Source organism: Microvirga sp. GN3, assembly GCF_055792825.1.
Window position 1 is genome coordinate 59044 of the sequence record NZ_JBVVAK010000004.1, and the last position, 16346, is coordinate 75389.

17 protein-coding genes are annotated in these 16346 nt (G+C 60.2%); 6 read left to right on the top strand and 11 right to left on the bottom strand.

The window, feature by feature from the left end; all coding sequences use genetic code 11:
• The first annotated feature begins 10 nt into the window (after positions 1 to 10).
• Positions 11 to 262 (top strand): hypothetical protein, encoded by a 252-nt coding sequence (locus tag ACS5Q1_RS03405; RefSeq protein ID WP_473096876.1) that lies wholly within the window; start codon positions 11 to 13, stop codon positions 260 to 262.
• A gap of 262 nt (positions 263 to 524) precedes the next feature.
• Here the strand turns inward: ACS5Q1_RS03405 and ACS5Q1_RS03410 are convergent, their stop codons facing one another.
• The 11 genes from ACS5Q1_RS03410 to ACS5Q1_RS03460 all read right to left on the bottom strand — a co-directional run bounded on the left by ACS5Q1_RS03410 (position 525) and on the right by ACS5Q1_RS03460 (position 10110).
• The gene (locus tag ACS5Q1_RS03410; RefSeq protein WP_473096998.1) at positions 525 to 2183 is read right to left on the bottom strand and encodes an MFS transporter; all 1659 of its coding nucleotides are present in this window, start codon (positions 2181 to 2183) and stop codon (positions 525 to 527) included.
• A gap of 182 nt (positions 2184 to 2365) precedes the next feature.
• Complete coding sequence (locus tag ACS5Q1_RS03415; RefSeq protein ID WP_473096877.1) at positions 2366 to 2578, bottom strand: helix-turn-helix domain-containing protein; 213 nt, start codon at positions 2576 to 2578, stop codon at positions 2366 to 2368.
• Positions 2579 to 3072: 494 nt separating this feature from the next.
• Positions 3073 to 3639 carry a phosphonate metabolism protein/1,5-bisphosphokinase (PRPP-forming) PhnN gene (phnN, locus tag ACS5Q1_RS03420; RefSeq protein ID WP_473096878.1) on the bottom strand — a complete coding sequence of 189 codons (567 nt, stop codon included), beginning with the start codon at positions 3637 to 3639 and terminating at the stop codon, positions 3073 to 3075.
• A gap of 4 nt (positions 3640 to 3643) precedes the next feature.
• Positions 3644 to 4339, bottom strand: coding sequence for a DUF1045 domain-containing protein (locus ACS5Q1_RS03425; protein WP_473096879.1), 696 nt, complete (start codon positions 4337 to 4339; stop codon positions 3644 to 3646).
• Complete coding sequence (phnL, locus tag ACS5Q1_RS03430; protein WP_473096880.1) at positions 4339 to 5073, bottom strand: phosphonate C-P lyase system protein PhnL; 735 nt, start codon at positions 5071 to 5073, stop codon at positions 4339 to 4341. The genes ACS5Q1_RS03425 and phnL overlap by 1 nt, the downstream gene beginning before the upstream one ends.
• Before the next feature lie 18 nt (positions 5074 to 5091).
• A complete protein-coding gene (gene phnK / locus ACS5Q1_RS03435; RefSeq protein ID WP_473096881.1) occupies positions 5092 to 5871 on the bottom strand; it encodes a phosphonate C-P lyase system protein PhnK in 780 nt (259 codons plus the stop codon).
• The gene (locus tag ACS5Q1_RS03440; RefSeq protein ID WP_473096882.1) at positions 5868 to 6731 is read right to left on the bottom strand and encodes an alpha-D-ribose 1-methylphosphonate 5-phosphate C-P-lyase PhnJ; all 864 of its coding nucleotides are present in this window, start codon (positions 6729 to 6731) and stop codon (positions 5868 to 5870) included. The genes phnK and ACS5Q1_RS03440 overlap by 4 nt, the downstream gene beginning before the upstream one ends.
• Entirely contained in the window at positions 6721 to 7860 is a 1140-nt protein-coding gene (locus ACS5Q1_RS03445) for a carbon-phosphorus lyase complex subunit (protein ID WP_473096999.1), read from the bottom strand. The genes ACS5Q1_RS03440 and ACS5Q1_RS03445 overlap by 11 nt, the downstream gene beginning before the upstream one ends.
• Complete coding sequence (phnH, locus tag ACS5Q1_RS03450; protein WP_473096883.1) at positions 7860 to 8465, bottom strand: phosphonate C-P lyase system protein PhnH; 606 nt, start codon at positions 8463 to 8465, stop codon at positions 7860 to 7862. Before phnH ends, ACS5Q1_RS03445 begins: the two co-directional genes overlap by 1 nt.
• The gene (gene phnG, locus ACS5Q1_RS03455) at positions 8462 to 8899 is read right to left on the bottom strand and encodes a phosphonate C-P lyase system protein PhnG (protein ID WP_473096884.1); all 438 of its coding nucleotides are present in this window, start codon (positions 8897 to 8899) and stop codon (positions 8462 to 8464) included. Before phnG ends, phnH begins: the two co-directional genes overlap by 4 nt.
• Before the next feature lie 41 nt (positions 8900 to 8940).
• Positions 8941 to 10110, bottom strand: a complete 1170-nt coding sequence (locus ACS5Q1_RS03460) for an alpha-D-ribose 1-methylphosphonate 5-triphosphate diphosphatase (protein ID WP_473096885.1) — start codon at positions 10108 to 10110, stop codon at positions 8941 to 8943.
• Between the two features lie 179 nt (positions 10111 to 10289).
• Between ACS5Q1_RS03460 and ACS5Q1_RS03465 the strand changes: the two genes are divergently transcribed.
• From ACS5Q1_RS03465 to ACS5Q1_RS03485, 5 genes are all read left to right on the top strand, one after another.
• Positions 10290 to 11036 carry a GntR family transcriptional regulator gene (locus ACS5Q1_RS03465; protein ID WP_473096886.1) on the top strand — a complete coding sequence of 249 codons (747 nt, stop codon included), beginning with the start codon at positions 10290 to 10292 and terminating at the stop codon, positions 11034 to 11036.
• A 507-nt stretch (positions 11037 to 11543) separates the two neighbouring features.
• Positions 11544 to 12812: an extracellular solute-binding protein gene (locus ACS5Q1_RS03470; protein WP_473096887.1), complete on the top strand. Its 1269-nt coding sequence runs from the start codon at positions 11544 to 11546 to the stop codon at positions 12810 to 12812.
• Between the two features lie 76 nt (positions 12813 to 12888).
• On the top strand, positions 12889 to 13371 hold the full coding sequence (locus tag ACS5Q1_RS03475; protein WP_473096888.1) for an HIT family protein: 483 nt from the start codon (positions 12889 to 12891) through the stop codon (positions 13369 to 13371).
• 148 nt (positions 13372 to 13519) lie between these two features.
• The gene (locus ACS5Q1_RS03480; protein ID WP_473096889.1) at positions 13520 to 14695 is read left to right on the top strand and encodes an ABC transporter ATP-binding protein; all 1176 of its coding nucleotides are present in this window, start codon (positions 13520 to 13522) and stop codon (positions 14693 to 14695) included.
• Positions 14692 to 15648 carry a carbohydrate ABC transporter permease gene (locus tag ACS5Q1_RS03485; RefSeq protein ID WP_473096890.1) on the top strand — a complete coding sequence of 319 codons (957 nt, stop codon included), beginning with the start codon at positions 14692 to 14694 and terminating at the stop codon, positions 15646 to 15648. The genes ACS5Q1_RS03480 and ACS5Q1_RS03485 overlap by 4 nt, the downstream gene beginning before the upstream one ends.
• Positions 15649 to 16346 lie beyond the last annotated feature (698 nt).

Sequence of the window (16346 nt, forward strand, 5' to 3'; positions counted from 1 at the left end):
GGATCGACGAATGGGATATCGCAACTCAACTCTGTACACGCTGAAATACGTGGCTGAAATGCTCGGTGAAGACGAGGACTTCCTGCACGAGTGCTCCATCGAAATGTTCTCGGAAGACGGCTGCCTCAGTGCCTACGACACCTTTCCGGCCTGCGAATTGACCGAGCACATTGTCCTCTTTACCGAAGATGGCATCAACAACCTCAAATACATCATCGAGGCTCGCAGGGACGCCGCCGCATCACAAAAACCCGGCGCTTAAACCCGCACACAGATTAGCCAGGATCCCAGTTACGCGAGGCTTTATCCCGCGTCCTTCCTCGGATGCATACAAGATTCCGCGGTCTTCCGCGGATGCTCACGATGCTACTGCCCCTTGGTCCCGAGGAAACACAACAGCTCACCGTCATCGACAAGGCCGAAGGCAGGCAGATCAGCTCATGAACCGTGATCCCGGTGCGATTCAGCACACTGGAAACAGTTGTCTGAGGGTGAAGTGGGGGCACAAAACTTGCGCATCCCCCTCAAAGGTCGGCCACATTGCTGGTCGGCGAGGTATCGTCGGCGATCAGCCCCCCTGTCTGACGCTCAATCATGCGATGCACCCGCGGCTGACCAGGCCCTTGGTGAAGCGCTCGCAGGCGTTCACTGACGGCTGCATCGGCGTGAGTCATGCGCTGGTTGTGCCGCACGTATTCCACCCACGTGGGGCTGTGGTAGCGTTCCACCCACACCGCCGGGTCCTCGAGATCCCGCAGCAAGGTCCAGTGGCGCGCTCCGTCACGGCGCCGGATCCGCCGCCGCTCCGCCATGACCGCGAGAAACGCCACCACATCCTGCGGACGGATGACGTATTCGATCGTGATCACAATCGGTCCGCTGCGGGGGCGAATGTCGACCGCGATGTCAGGCTTGGTCCACCGGTTGAGAGGATCAAGGTTCAGCGTTGTTAGTTCCGGCAGCCTAAACTTCAGGCCCAGCACCGCTCCGGCGACCAGCGTAACCGCTGAGACGAGCAGAGCGTCCGCGGTGCCGTAGCGCTCGGCGGCAGCGCCCCAGAGCCAGCTGCCAAAGGTCATGCCGCCGAAGGTCGCCATCTGGTAGAGCGCGAGGGCGCGGCCAACGACCCAGCGCGGCGAGGACAGCTGGATAGTCGTATTAAAGCTCGAGAGCGCCACGGCCCAGCTTGCGCCTCCAAGGGCCATTGCGGCCATGGTCAGAGGCAACAGGGGGCTGAGCCCTGCCACAGTCGCGCAGATTGCAAAGCTGGCAAAGGCCAGGCGCACGAGGGCCTCGAGTGACAGCGCCTGGCTCAGAGGCATGACTAGAAAGGCCCCACCGATCGCACCGGCGCCGAAGGCGCCGAGCAGGAAACCATAAATGAGGGGGCCCCCGTGGATCAGATCTCGGGCGATGAGTGGCATCAGGGCTTGAACGGCAACGGCCGCCAGTCCGAAGGCTGCGCCACGCAACAGCACGACCCCAAGATTGGGCGACATGGCCACATAACGGATTCCCGCTGCCATGGCCGCCCTGAGTGATTCCGGCGGCAGGGTTCTAGGCGGGATTGCCGGCCGCCATCGCATCAGCACAACGATCAACCCGACGGAGCTGATGGCATTAGTGGCAAAGGCGGCGAAGGCGCCGACCGTCGCAACGATCATCCCGCCAATGGCAGGTCCGACGCTGCGCGCGATATTGAAGCCCATGCTGTTGAGGGCGATCGCGGCCGGCAGGTCCGACCGGGGCACCATCTCGCCGACGAGAGACTGCCAGGCCGGACCGTTGAAGGCTGTCCCGCAGCCAACCAGGAAGGTGAAGGCAAGCAGAAGCCAGGGCGTTATCAGACCGAAATAGGTGCAGAGGGTCAGGGCGATCGAGACAACGAGCAGGAAGATTTGCGCGGCCAGCATCAGATTGCGCCGGTCGAAATTATCGGCGATGGCGCCGGCCATAAGCGAGAATAGCATGATCGGCAGCGTGATCGATGCTTGCACCAGAGCCACTAGTTCAGCCGAAGCGCCGATCGAGGTCATGAGCCAGGCGGCGCCGACCGACTGGATCAGCCCTCCGAAGTTGGAGGCGAGACTTGCAATCCAAATGGCAAGGAAAATACGATGTCGGAATGGCGACAACGGCGATGCCTGGCTATCCAATGTCTTTGATGTCCTGTGTCGGCACAGGCGCTCGAGCGTTCCGGGACTGGGCTAAAGCGGGTGCGGCTGCCTAGGGTCAAGTCAATGCTCTATCAGAGCCCCCGGAAGATTGCACGAGGCGGTCGGTCCGGGAAACAACGGAATACGAATAGGTAAACAGCGAAAGAGCATTGTTCCGTTATTGACCGACGAGATCCCGGAGATTGGCCTCACACGATGCCCCAGGCGCGGTAGCGGGTGCGTCCGGTGATCTCGCGCGGGAGAGCGCCGCCGAGCTGCGCCAGCATCAGATCAATCGCTTTAGGGGTGACCTTCAAGAGCTTGGCTCCGAGCGGCGCCGTCACCAGCGGCCGCGAGAGGAACAGCTCGACCAACTCCGGCAGTTTCGAGTTGCTACGGGTCTTCGCCGTCACCCGGGCCATCAGTTCCCGCGCCAGGATGAGGCCGGAACAAGATCTGCTCCCAAACACATGCTAACGCAGTACGTAGCAAGAACGTGGGTCAGTAAACTGACCAAAAGACCCGCACAATGGCTGAATGCAGCTTGGATCTTGGTGTTTGAGCGGTCTCCCAGGGCCGCCTTGCGGAAGCTCGTGTGCTCGGATGCGGCGAGGAAATAGCGCAAATGGCGAAGCTCTATGTGATCAATGCCCTTCCCCATCCGCCCACCCTCACCCGCGACAGGCGTCAGTGACACCACTCCCAAAGAGCCGGATTGCGGTCATGCAAGCCTCCTGGATCGAGGAGAGCGCGACATTGCGGCTGCCCTGGCTTTGCCCCGCCAATCTCGGTTCCGACAAATGGCCGGATACCGGCCTTCCTTCTGTCAGCCGGGCACGCTCTGCTCCGAAAGCCGTCAGGTCTGCGAAGGACGCAGCGCACTTCGGACCTCGCGCCGAAGATCGTTCTTTCCCCATCAGTTCTGAACGCATCGACGAAGGGCCTGAATCAAGCAGTCCGCGGCGATAGCCGGCGGACCTGCGTTGTCGATCTCTTCGACATCCGGCCCGCTGATCTCGAATGCAACGCTACGCATCAAGCGGCCTGACACCCCCTCGCCTGCTTCACGGCCGCGGTTCCTCAGCCGTTCGGCCAGCACCGCGGGTGGCGCGGTGACGTTCACAATCATCAGACAGGGATATTTGCGCCGGGCTTCGGGCAGGACGGCGCGCGATCCGTTGGCGACCGCAACGTGTCCATGGGCCAGCCATTCGTCCATCGTGTTCGGGAGGCCGTAGAACAGACCATGCGCCTGCCAATGCAACGCGAAAGCGCCCTTCTCGACACGCTTGCGGAAGACCTCCTCCGCCATGAATTCGCTGTCCTCGCCGGCGCCGGCCGGGCGGGTGATGACGCGCCGCACGAAACGGAAACGATCGTCACGGGCGAGCTGCTCCCGCGCCAGCGTCAGCAATGTATCCTTGCCGGCGCCGCTCGGGCCGACGACCAGGACGAGCTGGCCCTGTGAACCAGGGTTCGCCATCACACTACCCTCCCCTCTTGAACGGGAAGCGGGCGCGGACGACGAAGTCCGTGCCGGGCTGCGCCTGCTCGAACAGCGTCAAGGCATCAATGGCATAGTCTTCCGTCGTCAGCGCTCCGAACCGCTTCTCGAGCTGGTGCCGCACCTTCGCTTGCATCCCCGGCGAGAGCTTGTCGGTCAGCGTCAGATGGAAGCGGAACCGATCGAACACATAAGGATACCCCCAGCGCACCAGGTGCGCGGTCTCGGTATCGTCGAGACAATGGCTCAGGCGTCGCTGCAATTCCGTTTCGCTCAAGGGAGCCCGGAACGGGTCGAAGGCTGCAACGATGGTGGAGGCAAACGCACGGAGCATCGGTGACGGTCTGGCCGCCACGAGCGCAAAGAAGCCGCTGATCAAATCAATCCGCAGCGGACCGATCGGGCATGGCCGACAGGCCGCGACGAAGCGGAAGAGGGCTTCGTCAAGCTCGTCGATATGTCGGCCGGCGGCGAGCCGAAAGGGGGCTTTCAGCGTCGCGTGGAAGCCGTACCGGCGGGGTTCTGTCGTAATGGATCGTACCCGGTCGTCCAGATCCGCAGCACCGCTGCCACAGGCAGTCCGGAAGGCATCTCGTCCCAGCCACTCAGCAGCGGCCCGTGTCAGGGGATGCTCTGCCGGCGGGCTGTAGTAAATCGCGTAGCGAGCTTCGCTGGACATCAGGCGGCAACCCCGCGTCGGCTACTGATTTCAGGCCTTTCCTCAGCGCTGATTTTCCCCACCTCGAACAGGCGGTCGGCAACAGCATTGCGTACCTCCTCGTCGTGGAAGATGCCAACAATGGACGTGCCGCGCGCCTTGGCCTCGCGGATCAGGTCAACTACGGTCTGGCGGTTGGCGGCATCGAGCGAGGCGGTCGGCTCGTCAAGAAGCAGGATCGGATAATCGACGATGAAGCCGCGGGCGATGTTGACGCGCTGCTGCTCGCCGCCGGAAAAGGTGGCGGGCGCCAGCGACCAGAGCCGTTCCGGGATGCGCAGCCGGGTAAGCAGGGTTTTGGCGAGGGCCTTGGCCACATTGGCCGGCATGCCATTGGCGATCGCCGGCTCGGCGACGACGTCGAGGGCGGAGACGCGTGGAATGACCCGCAGGAACTGGCTGACATAGCCGATGGTGCTGCGGCGGATGTCAACGACTTCCCAGGGCTCGGCCGCCAAAAGATCCACTGTTTCGCCAAGGTGCTCGACCAGGATCCGCCCGGCATCCGGCTTGTAGTTGGCATAAAGCGAGCGCAACAGTGTCGACTTGCCGGCGCCGGAGGGCCCGTGCAGGCAGACGCATTCGCCGCCTTTTACCATAAGGTCGATGTTGTTGAAGACCGGCAGGGCGACGCCGCCCTGCGTGTGGAGCGTGAAGGTTTTGGATAGGCCTTTGGCGTGCAGGCGAACGGTCATGATAACCTCCTTACCGTCTCAAACCTGCAGGACAGACGAGACAAGCAGCTGTGTATAGGGATGGTGGGGATCGTCGAGCACCTGATCGGTGAGACCCTCCTCGATCACCCGGCCCCGTTGCATGACCATCAGGCGATCCGCGAGAAGTCGCGCCACGCCGATGTCGTGTGTCACGATAATCGCGGCAATGCCCAGTTCGCGTACAAGATTGCGAATGAGGTCCAGGAGCTTCGCCTGCACCGAGACGTCGAGGCCACCCGTTGGTTCGTCCATCAAGACCAGGCGCGGATGGGTTGCCAGTCCTCGGGCGATCTGGAGACGCTGCTGCATCCCGCCGGAGAATGTCCTGGGCAGGTCCTCAATGCGGTTGGCATCGATGTTGACCCGTTCCAGCCATTTCAGGGAGGTGTCGCGGAGGGTGACGTAATATCGTTCGCCATTCACCAGCAACGGTTCGGCGATGTTGCCGCCGGCGCTGACGTTAAGCCGGATGCCATCTCTCGGATTCTGATGGATGAGTGAAATAGCAGTTGGGAGAAACTGTTCCCGTAGCGCCTCGTCCATCGCCCACAGGTCGGCCATCGCGTCCCCGCTGGAAATATGAATGGTTCCGGAACTTGGTCGCACAGCGCCGGCCAAACACTTGAGAAGAGTGGATTTCCCCGAGCCGCTCTCTCCGACAATCCCGAGCACCTCACCTCTGCGAAGCGACAGCGAGACGTCGCTGCACGCCGAGATGCCCCCGTAGTCCTTGCGGACAGAGTCAACTTTCAGGACCTGCATCGATGTCCGTTTCATGGCTCGTTCCTTTCGCGCCTGTCCGTGCAATATGACGTGTCAGAACAGATAAAAGCGCGCGTTCCGTTGTCATCCAGCAAGACTTCGTCGAGGTAGCTGTCCGCCGCTCCACAGAGTGAGCAGCACTCATTCCACCGCTGGACGGTGAACGGGTGGTCGGCGAAGTCCAGGCTCTTCACATCCGTGAAAGGCGGGATGGCATGGATTCTTCGCTCGCGTCCTGCCCCGAACAGCGCCAAGGCGCGGCTGCGATTGAGCTTTGGATTATCGAATTTCGGTATCGGTGAAGGGGACGCCAGGTAGCGGCCGTTGACCATCACGGGATAGTCGGTGACGATCGACACTCCCCCATGGCGGGCGATGTCCTCGTAGAGTTGCACATAGATGGCCCCATAACGCGCGAAGGAATGCATTTTCTTAGTCAGGGCCTCCTGAGCCACAAGCCGCCGGAGAGGTTCGGGGTTCGGCACCTGAAAAACGATGATCTGGTCTTCGGTGAGCGGGTCTTCCGGAATTCGATGTCGCGTCTGAATGACGGTGGCTTCCGTTGTCCGCTCCGTCGTGGCGACGTCGGAGACCTGGTTGAAGAATTGGCGGATCGACACGGCATTCGCGGTATCGTCAGCACCCTGATCGATCACTTTCAGCCGATCGTCTGAACCGATGATGCTCGCCGTGACCTGCATCCCGCCGGTTCCCCAACCCGGAGGCAGCGGCATTTCACGGCTTCCGAAGGGCACTTGGTATCCGGGAACGGCGACGGCTTTCAGAATCGCGCGTCGGACCATCCGCTTAGACGTTTCGTCGAGATAGGCGTAGTTGTAACCGTCGTCTTCATCGAGGATGATTTCAGTCTGCAATTTCGTTCTCCTCGATCATCCGGTCGTCGGCAAAGTCTTCCGACCGCCTGTTCATGTATTCGTCCCGCATCTGCTCGAGCAGTTGCATGGTGGCCTGAAAATCGACGTAGTGCGGAAGCTTCAGATGCTGGACCAAACCAGAGCTTGCGACGCTGTCGGAATGAGACAGGACGAACTCTTCGTTCTGCGCCGGATATTCGGCCTCCTCGCCGAACTCGTCCGCTCGCAGGGAACGGTCGAGAACGGCCATTGCAATCGCCTTTCTCTCGCCCTGACCCAATACCAGTCCATAGCCTCGCGTGAACTGCGGAGCGCGTGAACCGTTGCCGGGTGTCAAATGGATGGTTTGGCATTCCGATAGGCGCACGGTACCGACACCGACCGTCAAGCCGATTTCTGGGACGTCGAAAAACACTTCCGCATCGCCATAACGAAGTTCTGCTACAAAGGGGTGGTTTCGTCCGTATCCGCGCATGCTCGAATAGCAGAGTGCGACGAGAAACCCTTCATCACCACGCGTCAGGGTCTGCAGACGTTCGTCTCTCTTCGACGGAAAAGCGATCGGTTCCCTCGTTATGTCATTGACGTCCCGAGGAGCGATTCCCTCGACGCTCTCGATGATATCCGATCTCGCCAGGATGCCGCCCTCCTCGTCTAACTCTTTCAGATTGGAAAGTTCCTCTTCGGTGCTCATGACGCGAGCGGACGGCGCTTCACTCGATCCATTCAGAAGTGAGAAGTCCAGGATACGGTGGGTGTAGTCGTATGTCGGGCCAAGGAACTGCCCGCCCGGGACATCCTTGTGGGTCGTGGCAATTCTTCTGCGGACCAGCATCGTTCCTGTGTCGACCGGTTCGCCATAGCCAAAGCGGTTCAGCGTGGTGCGGAACGATCTGACAAGGGCAATCGCCTCGATCAGGTCGCCTTCCGACTGCTTGATCGCCAGTGCTGCAAGGGTCGTATCGTAGAGCGAACCTTCGCTCATGACACGATCAACCGCCAAGGACATCTGCTGGCTGATCTGCTCGACTGTGAGTTCGGCGACCGTCGTATCGCCGCGCCGACGTTTCGCTATGAGCTTATGGGACGCAGCAATCGCGGCCTCACCGCCCTTGATGGAGGTAATCATCATCGCCATTCAGCCTTTATTGATCTGGGAAGGCCGACGACTTGCAAGTCGTCAACTAGAAAGACGTCCACGCCAAGCGGATACCTGGCCGCGTTCTTTTTCCATTCGGGCCAAAACCAGTCAGGTAGTCCGGCAGGGGCGATAGCCGCAGTTGTCTCGATCCCCGGACCACTGAGGGTAACCTTCGGTCCGCCCGACAGCGAAGGTAGGCGCACGATGACCGTTGTGGCCTTTTCCGGCGACGAGGCTTCGCCTTGGTTGAAGCACGACAGCGCAGGAAGTTCCGCGGTATCCCCGACAAAGGCCAGGTTCGCGGAATCCGGCCCGGCTGTCAGCAAGGCGTTCGTGTGAAGATGGAGGTAGTTGCGCACGTTGTCAGTCGCGATCGACCGGCTCAGCCAGGACGGGCAGTCGCCATCGAGAAGGGTCAGGGCGATCGCCGCCATCGTGCCGTTAAGCGGGTGGGGATAGCCTATCGGCTGACGGAGGGACACAGCTGTTCCCGGGCGCGAAAGAGCCTTAAGAAGCTGCCGAAATGCCCGCTGAGTGTCACGGATGGGGTCTTCGAATTGTCGTGCCAAGGATCGCATAGTCATTCGGGTCATCCCCCCTGTCCGTACATGAAGAAGTCGACCTTGCTGGAGTAGGTCTCACTTTTGACCCGGGTGCCCGCTTCCCGAATGCGCCCATCAAGGGCGTCCACGATTGACGTGACAGTCGAGGCCCCGTTCCCTGATTCCCTCTGCATCAGCGCGTCAAGTAACGCCGCCAGCGCCGCATGCCGCTTGCTTCTTCCCAGCACGTAGGCGACGCCGATTTCCCCGCTCTCAATCTGCACTGTGCATCTGGTGATCGTTGCCTCGCCGACATTGAACGGCGCATTTCCTTTCGCAATCCGCCCCCTGAGCATGATCATTCCCACTTCAGGACGGCGGACCCATTCGAATTTGGGAGAGGGTATCGTTGCCCAATGAAGTTCGATTTCGGCGAGCGGCGCTTTGGCGAGCGTCGTCATCCAGGCCTCGCGGCTGCGGTTCATTGATGCCTCCAAATCGTGTTTTTCCGTGAAAGTCATGTGCTTCAGAGCATCCGCCTGCCACGAAGCCACACGGAACGGACAACGGGACCGTCAATGTCCGCGACCTGCACGAGATCGGCGCGCTTGCCGATCGCGATTTCGCCGCGGTCGGAGAAACCAAAGGTTTTTGCCGGATTGAGGGTTCCCATAGCGACCGCTTCCGGGAGCGACGGTCCGTTCGACAGCGTAGGGAGATACCAGATGGCACGCAGTAGGCTTGCCGGGATGTAGTCCGAGCAAATAATGTCGAAGAGCCGGTGTTCTGCGAGTTCGCGCACGGAAACATTGCCAATGTGCGATCGTCCTGCGACGATATTCGGTCCGCCGACGATGGCCGTCATGCCCGCGGCGCGCGCCGCCCGCGCAGCTTCCATTGAAATGGGAAACTCTGCGATGTTTGACCCAGCCCGCACAGCTTCCTCTATATGGTCAGCGGTCGTGTCGTCGTGACTTGCACAAGCGATCTTGCGCTCCCAGCACATTTCAAGGAGCCGCTTCCTGTTGAACCGGCTGCAATCCGAGGAGGATTTCTTTGTCGCGATCATGTCCTCAATTTCGGCCTCGCTTCGGCCCTTGTAGGTGTGAATCCGGCGGAAGCGCTCGAGGTTGCGGTGAGGACCGTCATCCATGATCGTCACAAAGCGAAGATCCAGGCGATCGAGGTATTCCGGTACGATATCGAGGAGACTTGGCTCCTCCGCTTCACATCGAAGGTGCAGGAAATGCTCAGCCCTCAGTGCTTGGTGCGCCTGTGCTCGCTGAATTCCTTCGATCATAAGTGGCAAAAGGCGCTGCCGTTCCGGGTTCCCGACTGCGCCCACGGTCAGGGAGTCGAAAACAGTCGTCGTGCCGGCAGCAATGATTTGGGCATCATAGGCGATCGCCGCGCTCACTGGATTCCAGGTCATTCCGGCGCGGGGTAGGATGTGCTTTTCCAGATGGTCGGTGTGAACATCCACGATGCCGGGGATCAGAAAATCCCCGTTGACATCTAATGCATTGGCGGCTGCCGATGTGCCGCGAGTGATGTCGGCAATCACGCCGTTCTTGATCCTGACGGTTCCGCTAAAACACTCCGAGTTGGTGACGATCCTGGCGTTTGCTAATATGGTTTCAGAATGTCCGCTTTCGTTTAGGCAATCCTGGCCAGGCCAAGCCTCAATAACTGTCATGGGATGGAGCCCCGCTCTGTTCATCAATTGCAACGGTCTTAACAGCGATGTCGGCCGCTTGGGAGACGAAGTGATGACAATGCGTAGACCTCTGGCCAACTTGTACCTACAACTTAGAACTTGGATCGGGCCTCATACGCTATAAAGGTCCATATCGAGCCAAACGCAGAAGTCGACCGATGAAATCGTCCGATCGCCCCAGTTTGTCAGAACGACGCGGAGCCACTACGCTCTGGCGCATCGTCGTGCGCGCTCTCGAAGCCGAAATTCAGGAGGGTAAATGGCCGCCAAGTGCGCGATTGCCGAGCGAGTTTGAACTCGCCGCTCGTTTCGATGTGCACAGAAATACGATTCGCCGCGCCCTTTCGGTCCTTCGCGAGCGCAACATCATCAGGGTGGAACAAGGCAAAGGAGCGTTCGTAAAGGAGCGCCTTGTCGTGCATCCCATCGGGGCAACATCGCGGTTGACCGCAACACTCGGGAGTATTCATCGTGTAGGAGAGCGACGATATACCGGTTCGGAACGTGTACGCCTGGATAAGGACCTTGCCGGAAATCTTCATTTGACGCTTCATCACTTCGCCCGAAGAATCGACACGGTTACAGTCGTGGAAGATGCGATAATAGCCGCGACGTCGAGCTACTTTCCCCTCCCGCGTTTCGAGGGAATAGAAGAGTTTATCCAGGAGAGTGGCAGTTTCACCTCCGCCTGGAAGGAATATGGCGTCACGCAATACCAGCGTCTCGAAACAAGGATCACGTCCGCTGCCCTCTCAAGCACTGATGCAAAGCTTTTTGGCAGGCCTCGTGGGCAACCTGTTACAATCCTGACGAACATCAACATTGATATTGATGGCCAACCGATTGTCTGGTCGCGGATGAGAATATTGCCCCAATATATGGAATTGGTAGTAAAATTTAAATAATGACACATTGAGGCACACCAGATCATAGACGTGTGCTTTTGGCCTGCTTCACAATGCGGAATGGGCAGAAGAGGTCACACCACCCGCCTCGCGTGGCAATAGTCGTTGCCTTATCCGCGTAAGGCGACGAGGCCGTTGCGGATCGCCACGAGGACGTTGAGGGCCTCTGTCGCCGACTACCAAGCACGGGTCGGGATGCTGCTGGAGCGCTGTCGCGGATGCGAGGCTCACCGTTGTCTCGGGCTTTGGGCGATATTTCGACCGCGACGCGGTGCGATTTCGATGACCGGCTCATCCGTCAAGACCCGCAGTGGCATACCGGAACGTTGTCGGTGAGAGTCAGGTACAAGTGGCTCACTTGATCCGAACCTGTCAGATCACCTTCATCCGAGCCCCGTAAGTAATCAATCATACGAAACGTGCCGCTTTCTCGCTCCGCCTCTAATCTCGAGGCGCAGCGTGTTCGGCGCCGCTCAGATTCAAATCCGCCCGATCAGGAGCTCTCAGATGGAACGAATACTGTTGTCGTTTATTGCCGCGATCGGCTTGGCCGCATGTGCGTCTGCGTCATACGCCGAACCAATTACCCTTCACTTGACCCATGCTTTTCCTGGTCGTGACACACTTTTCCTAAAGCCGATCGCGGATCGGTTCATGAAGGAAAATCCCGACATCAAGATTGAACTGGAAGCCAACGCCACCGACTGTCCCGCGCTACTTCAGCAAATGCTTCGGAACACGGTGACGGGCGCCCTGCCGGACATGGTTTCATCGGTCTGCTACACTGATATGCCTGTTCTTGCTGAACGGGGTATCCTGACGCCGTTGGACAATCTTATATCGAGCGATCCTGATTGGAAGAATGTGGGCATTGAGCAGAGTTCGCTTGGCACGACGACCGTGAAAGGTCACTTGGTCGCGATACCGCAGTCCGTCTCGTCCAGCATCGTTTACTACAACATGAGTTTGATCAAGAAGGTTCGTCCTGACCTCATGAACCTCGATCTGCCGTGGAACGAAATACTCTCGATTGCGGCCGATCTAGGAAAGGCCGAACCCGACGTGATGCCGCTGTTTTTTGAGTACTACGCGGATAGCTACAATTGGTCGTTCAATAGCCTCGTTTCCAGCCATGGCGGCGATGTTTTCACCGAAGACGGCGAGATCGGCTTCGACTCGCAGGCTGGACGGGATGCGCTGAAACTGCTGCAGCGGTTCAGTGAAGCGGGCATGGTCGACATGACCGCCGAGCAAGCGCGCCAAGCATTCGCATCTGGGAAAATCGGCATCTACTTCGCCTCGACATCGAGATTGAAGACGCTTACGGCCAACGCGGGACCGACGATGGATATCCGTACGGGGGTGTTCCCGCAGTCGGCCACGGACGGAAAGTTGGCGTCAGGTGGCGGCGGAATGGCCATCACCACCAAGGATCCCGCAAAGATCGCCGCTGCTTGGAAATTCCTGAAGTTCGCTTCGGGGCCAGAGGCGCAGACGTTGATGGTCAAAACCACCGGCTTCGTACCGGTCAATGCCGTTGCTGCGAACGATCCCGCGTATCTTGGCGGCTACTACAAAGAGAATCCGGCCGTGCTTGCCGCGATCCGCGAGCTGCCCCGCGTCAAGGTTCAAAACCCCTATCCCGGTCCGAATGCCGCGCGGATCACAACCGTCATCCGTGATTACCTGCAAGGCGTGGTGACATTGAAGCAGACGCCTGAAGAAGCCATGCCCGGGATGGTCCGCGACGTCACGAACCTTCTGCGGAAATCCTGATCTCGATGATTGGCAGTTCTCGTCTCTCGGGGTGCTGGAACCGCCAGCAAACCCGGCCTACAGAAAGAAAGATACAATGGTCAAGGAAACCTACTCGCGGCAGGAAATCCTTCGATTGATCGATGATTCGGACGAACGGCATTTCGTTGCCGAACTTGAGACGGGCATCGTTACGCTCAGCCGAAACCGCCAATATTTCAAAGGCTATTGCTTCTTTTCCGCGAGGCGGAAGGCACGTGAACTGCATGATCTGCCGACCGACAGTCGGACAAAACATCTCCTCGAAATGGCGATGGTGACAGAGGCGGTACAGCTTGCTTTCAATGCCAGGAAGATGAACGTAGCGTTCTTCGGCAATTCCTTTGCGCATGTGCATTGGAATATCATTCCTCGTTACGGCACCGATCCGCTTCCCGAAGACTCGATCTGGACGCTAGATCGCAAATTGATCGAGTCGCACGTCCTTTCAGAGGAAGAGCTGTCGGAGGTGAAAGCCACGCTTCGGGACGTGCTGTTGCAGTTGTCCAAGCGCGATCAGATTGCGGTCTCATTCGTATAGGTCGGGCCCCCGACGCGAGATGCCGACCGTCGCCGCGACTGGCGGCGGTCCAAACCACCAGTCTATCCGGTCTCAGGTCCGGTAGGTCGCTAAAGCGCCCTTTCCGTCGAATGCCGAGACAATGCGGCGCCCCCAAGGGAGCAAAGAAATGAGTGGTATCAATATCAAAGCCGTTTCGAAATCCTTCGGCCCGACCTCCGTTCTGCGCGACGTCTCGCTTGAGATCGCGGACGGGGAGTTCCTGACGCTGTTGGGCCCGTCGGGCTGCGGGAAGTCGACGCTGCTCAGGATACTGGCAGGCCTTGAGGTGCAGGCCGGCGGTTCCATCGCGATAGATGACCGCGTAGTCGACGGGGTCAGGCCGAAGCGGCGCGACGTTGCGATGGTATTCCAGTCTTACGCACTCTATCCGCATATGACGGTCGCCGAGAACATGGCCGTGCCACTAAGGATGCGCCGGATGTCGGCCTGGCAGCGGCTGCCGCTCCTCGGGCGTTTCCTGCCGGGCACGAAGGCGGTCACCGCGGAGATCGAGAAGGACGTCATGCGCACCGCCAAGGCGCTTGGCATCGGGCATCTGCTCGCCCGCAAGCCGGGGCAACTGTCGGGCGGTCAGCGCCAGCGCGTGACAGTCGGAAGGGCGATGGTGCGCCAGCCGGCCGTCTTCCTGATGGACGAGCCTTTGTCGAACCTAGACGCCAAGCTTCGCGTCCAGATGCGCGCCGAAATCAAGGAACTGCACAAGCGCCTCGGCGTCACCTTCGTCTACGTCACCCATGACCAGTCGGAAGCCATGACCATGTCGGACCGGGTGGCGGTGATGCTGGATGGGCAGTTGCTGCAGGTCGCACCGCCGCAGGAGATCTACGCCGGCCCGGACGACCGGCGCGTCGCCGAGTTCATCGGTTCGCCGAAGATCAACATGCTCGAGGCGAAGGTGCTGGAGGCAGGTTCGGCCGATGCGGCCGGCACGATCTTTTCCATCGCTGCCGATATCGCACCGGGGAGCAGCCTGTCGATCGGCATTCGCCCAGAGGCCTTCCATCTGGTCGACAGCCATGGTGACAACGTGCTGACCGGTTCGGTTAGGCTCGTCGAGCACATGGGTTCCGACCTCTATGTCCATCTCGATGTGCCGGGAGCCGATCATCCGGTGATCGCCCGCCTGCTCGCGGAACGTGCGCCGCACATCACTTCCGGGCAGACGCTACATCTCGGCGTCAAACCGGGTCGGCTGCTGTTTTTCGCCGCGGATGGACGCCGTCTGCGTCCTCACGATCATGCCAGCGCGACCGTGCTCAAGATGAGGGAGCGCGTGCAATGAGCACGGCCTCCTCTCCCGCAGCGGCACAGGCCGCGTCGCCGACCGATGGTTCCGACGCCCCAAAGGCGCTCAGCCGCCAACGGATCGCCGAGACCTTCGCCGCCTGGTCGCTGGCCGGCCCCGCACTTCTGCTGCTCCTCTGCCTGTTCTTTGTTCCGGTCTTCGCGGTCTTCGCCATCGCGCTCACCGACTGGCAGTTCGGCGCCGGCTCGCTCTCCTTCGTCGGGCTCGGCAACTTCCACGAGGTCTTCGCCGACGCGGGCTTCCGCGCCTCGCTGGTCAATACCGTCTGCTATGTTGCCCTCGTCGTGCCCGGCACGATCCTCCTGGGGCTGGCTATCGCGCTCCTGATCGAAAGCGGCGAGTCGTGGCGCGCCTTCTACCGCGCCATCCACTTCCTGCCCTTCATGGCGACGCTCACTGCCATGGCGATCGCCTGGGAGGCGCTGCTGCATCCGACCATCGGCCTTGTCAACCAGACGCTCGCCAGCCTCGGCCTGCCCACCGCCAACTGGTTGCGCGACGAGACCACTGTGCTGCCGGTGCTGGCTGTCATCGGCATTTGGCAGAACCTCGGCTACGCCATGGTGCTGTTCCTCGCTGGCCTCAAGGCGATCCCGCAGGACCTGTATGACGCGGCCGACATCGACGGCGCCGACCTCTGGCTCGACCGGCTGCGCACCGTCACGCTGCCGATGCTCGGGCCGGTGTCGATGTTCGTCTTCATCGTCGTGGCGCTGAGGGCGTTTGAGACCTTCGACACCGTGCAGATCCTAACCCAAGGCGGACCAGGTCACGCTTCCGAGATGCTGCTCTACACCCTCTACCGCGAGAGCTTCGAGTACCTGCGCACCGGCTACGGCGCCGCGGTTGCCGTCGTCTTCCTCTTCATCGTGGTCGCGCTGACGCTGATCCAGGCCCGCGTCATGGACAAGAAGGTTCACTATCAATGAGCATGTCCCAATCCCGAGGCCTCGCCGTCCCGGCCGTGACCACCCGGGACTGGATAGGACATCTTCCCTTCCGCATTGTGGATACGTCAACAACGGCTGACCACATGAAAACAAAGCAGAATATGTGCCGACCTATAGCTAAATGGAACCTCGCTAGGTTAGAATCCTTGCCGTGCAAGGTTCCCAACCTCGGTCACACAGGGAAGTTCTGAAACCGACGGCCGTGAACGCGCTGTCGGCGCGTGTCCAGTCTGGTGCGGTCCAAATCGGTCCGAAAGCCTCCGATCGAACTAAGCCCACGGCGTCGCAAGCTGGCTCTCCAAGGTATCGAGCAGGTTGTCGAGAGCCTCATTGGTGAGGGCACCTCAGGCGCAGCCATCAGCCCGGCCAAAGCCAGGAACTGGTTTCGGTAGTGCGGATCTGCGCTAACCTCAGACCCAAACCACGGCAGCGGCTGAAACGCGAGAGCCTCCTGCTCGTGCTCAAACACCACAGCGACAATCTCGACCGGACCAGGCGTGAGGAACTGGCTGACGTGAACGACGCGGCTGCCGATGGATAGAGAGGTACGGATGTAATCCACCACCCCGCAGTCATCGTGAGCAGGGCCTCGGCGTGAGCACGGGGGATCACCGCATGCTCCGCTACGGGACCATAGGACCGCGGGTGCTCAGGACGAGACTGCCCAACCGATCATC

Coding starts and splice junctions, on each gene's coding strand:
- ACS5Q1_RS03405 (WP_473096876.1), top strand. CDS start 11: ATGGGATATCGCAACTCAACTCTGTACACGCTGAAATACGTGGCTGAA.
- ACS5Q1_RS03415 (WP_473096877.1), bottom strand. CDS start 2,578: ATGGCCCGGGTGACGGCGAAGACCCGTAGCAACTCGAAACTGCCGGAG.
- phnN (WP_473096878.1), bottom strand. CDS start 3,639: ATGGCGAACCCTGGTTCACAGGGCCAGCTCGTCCTGGTCGTCGGCCCG.
- ACS5Q1_RS03425 (WP_473096879.1), bottom strand. CDS start 4,339: ATGTCCAGCGAAGCTCGCTACGCGATTTACTACAGCCCGCCGGCAGAG.
- phnL (WP_473096880.1), bottom strand. CDS start 5,073: ATGACCGTTCGCCTGCACGCCAAAGGCCTATCCAAAACCTTCACGCTC.
- phnK (WP_473096881.1), bottom strand. CDS start 5,871: ATGAAACGGACATCGATGCAGGTCCTGAAAGTTGACTCTGTCCGCAAG.
- ACS5Q1_RS03445 (WP_473096999.1), bottom strand. CDS start 7,860: ATGATTACCTCCATCAAGGGCGGTGAGGCCGCGATTGCTGCGTCCCAT.
- phnH (WP_473096883.1), bottom strand. CDS start 8,465: ATGACCCGAATGACTATGCGATCCTTGGCACGACAATTCGAAGACCCC.
- phnG (WP_473096884.1), bottom strand. CDS start 8,899: ATGAACCGCAGCCGCGAGGCCTGGATGACGACGCTCGCCAAAGCGCCG.
- ACS5Q1_RS03460 (WP_473096885.1), bottom strand. CDS start 10,110: ATGACAGTTATTGAGGCTTGGCCTGGCCAGGATTGCCTAAACGAAAGC.
- ACS5Q1_RS03465 (WP_473096886.1), top strand. CDS start 10,290: ATGAAATCGTCCGATCGCCCCAGTTTGTCAGAACGACGCGGAGCCACT.
- ACS5Q1_RS03470 (WP_473096887.1), top strand. CDS start 11,544: ATGGAACGAATACTGTTGTCGTTTATTGCCGCGATCGGCTTGGCCGCA.
- ACS5Q1_RS03475 (WP_473096888.1), top strand. CDS start 12,889: ATGGTCAAGGAAACCTACTCGCGGCAGGAAATCCTTCGATTGATCGAT.
- ACS5Q1_RS03480 (WP_473096889.1), top strand. CDS start 13,520: ATGAGTGGTATCAATATCAAAGCCGTTTCGAAATCCTTCGGCCCGACC.
- ACS5Q1_RS03485 (WP_473096890.1), top strand. CDS start 14,692: ATGAGCACGGCCTCCTCTCCCGCAGCGGCACAGGCCGCGTCGCCGACC.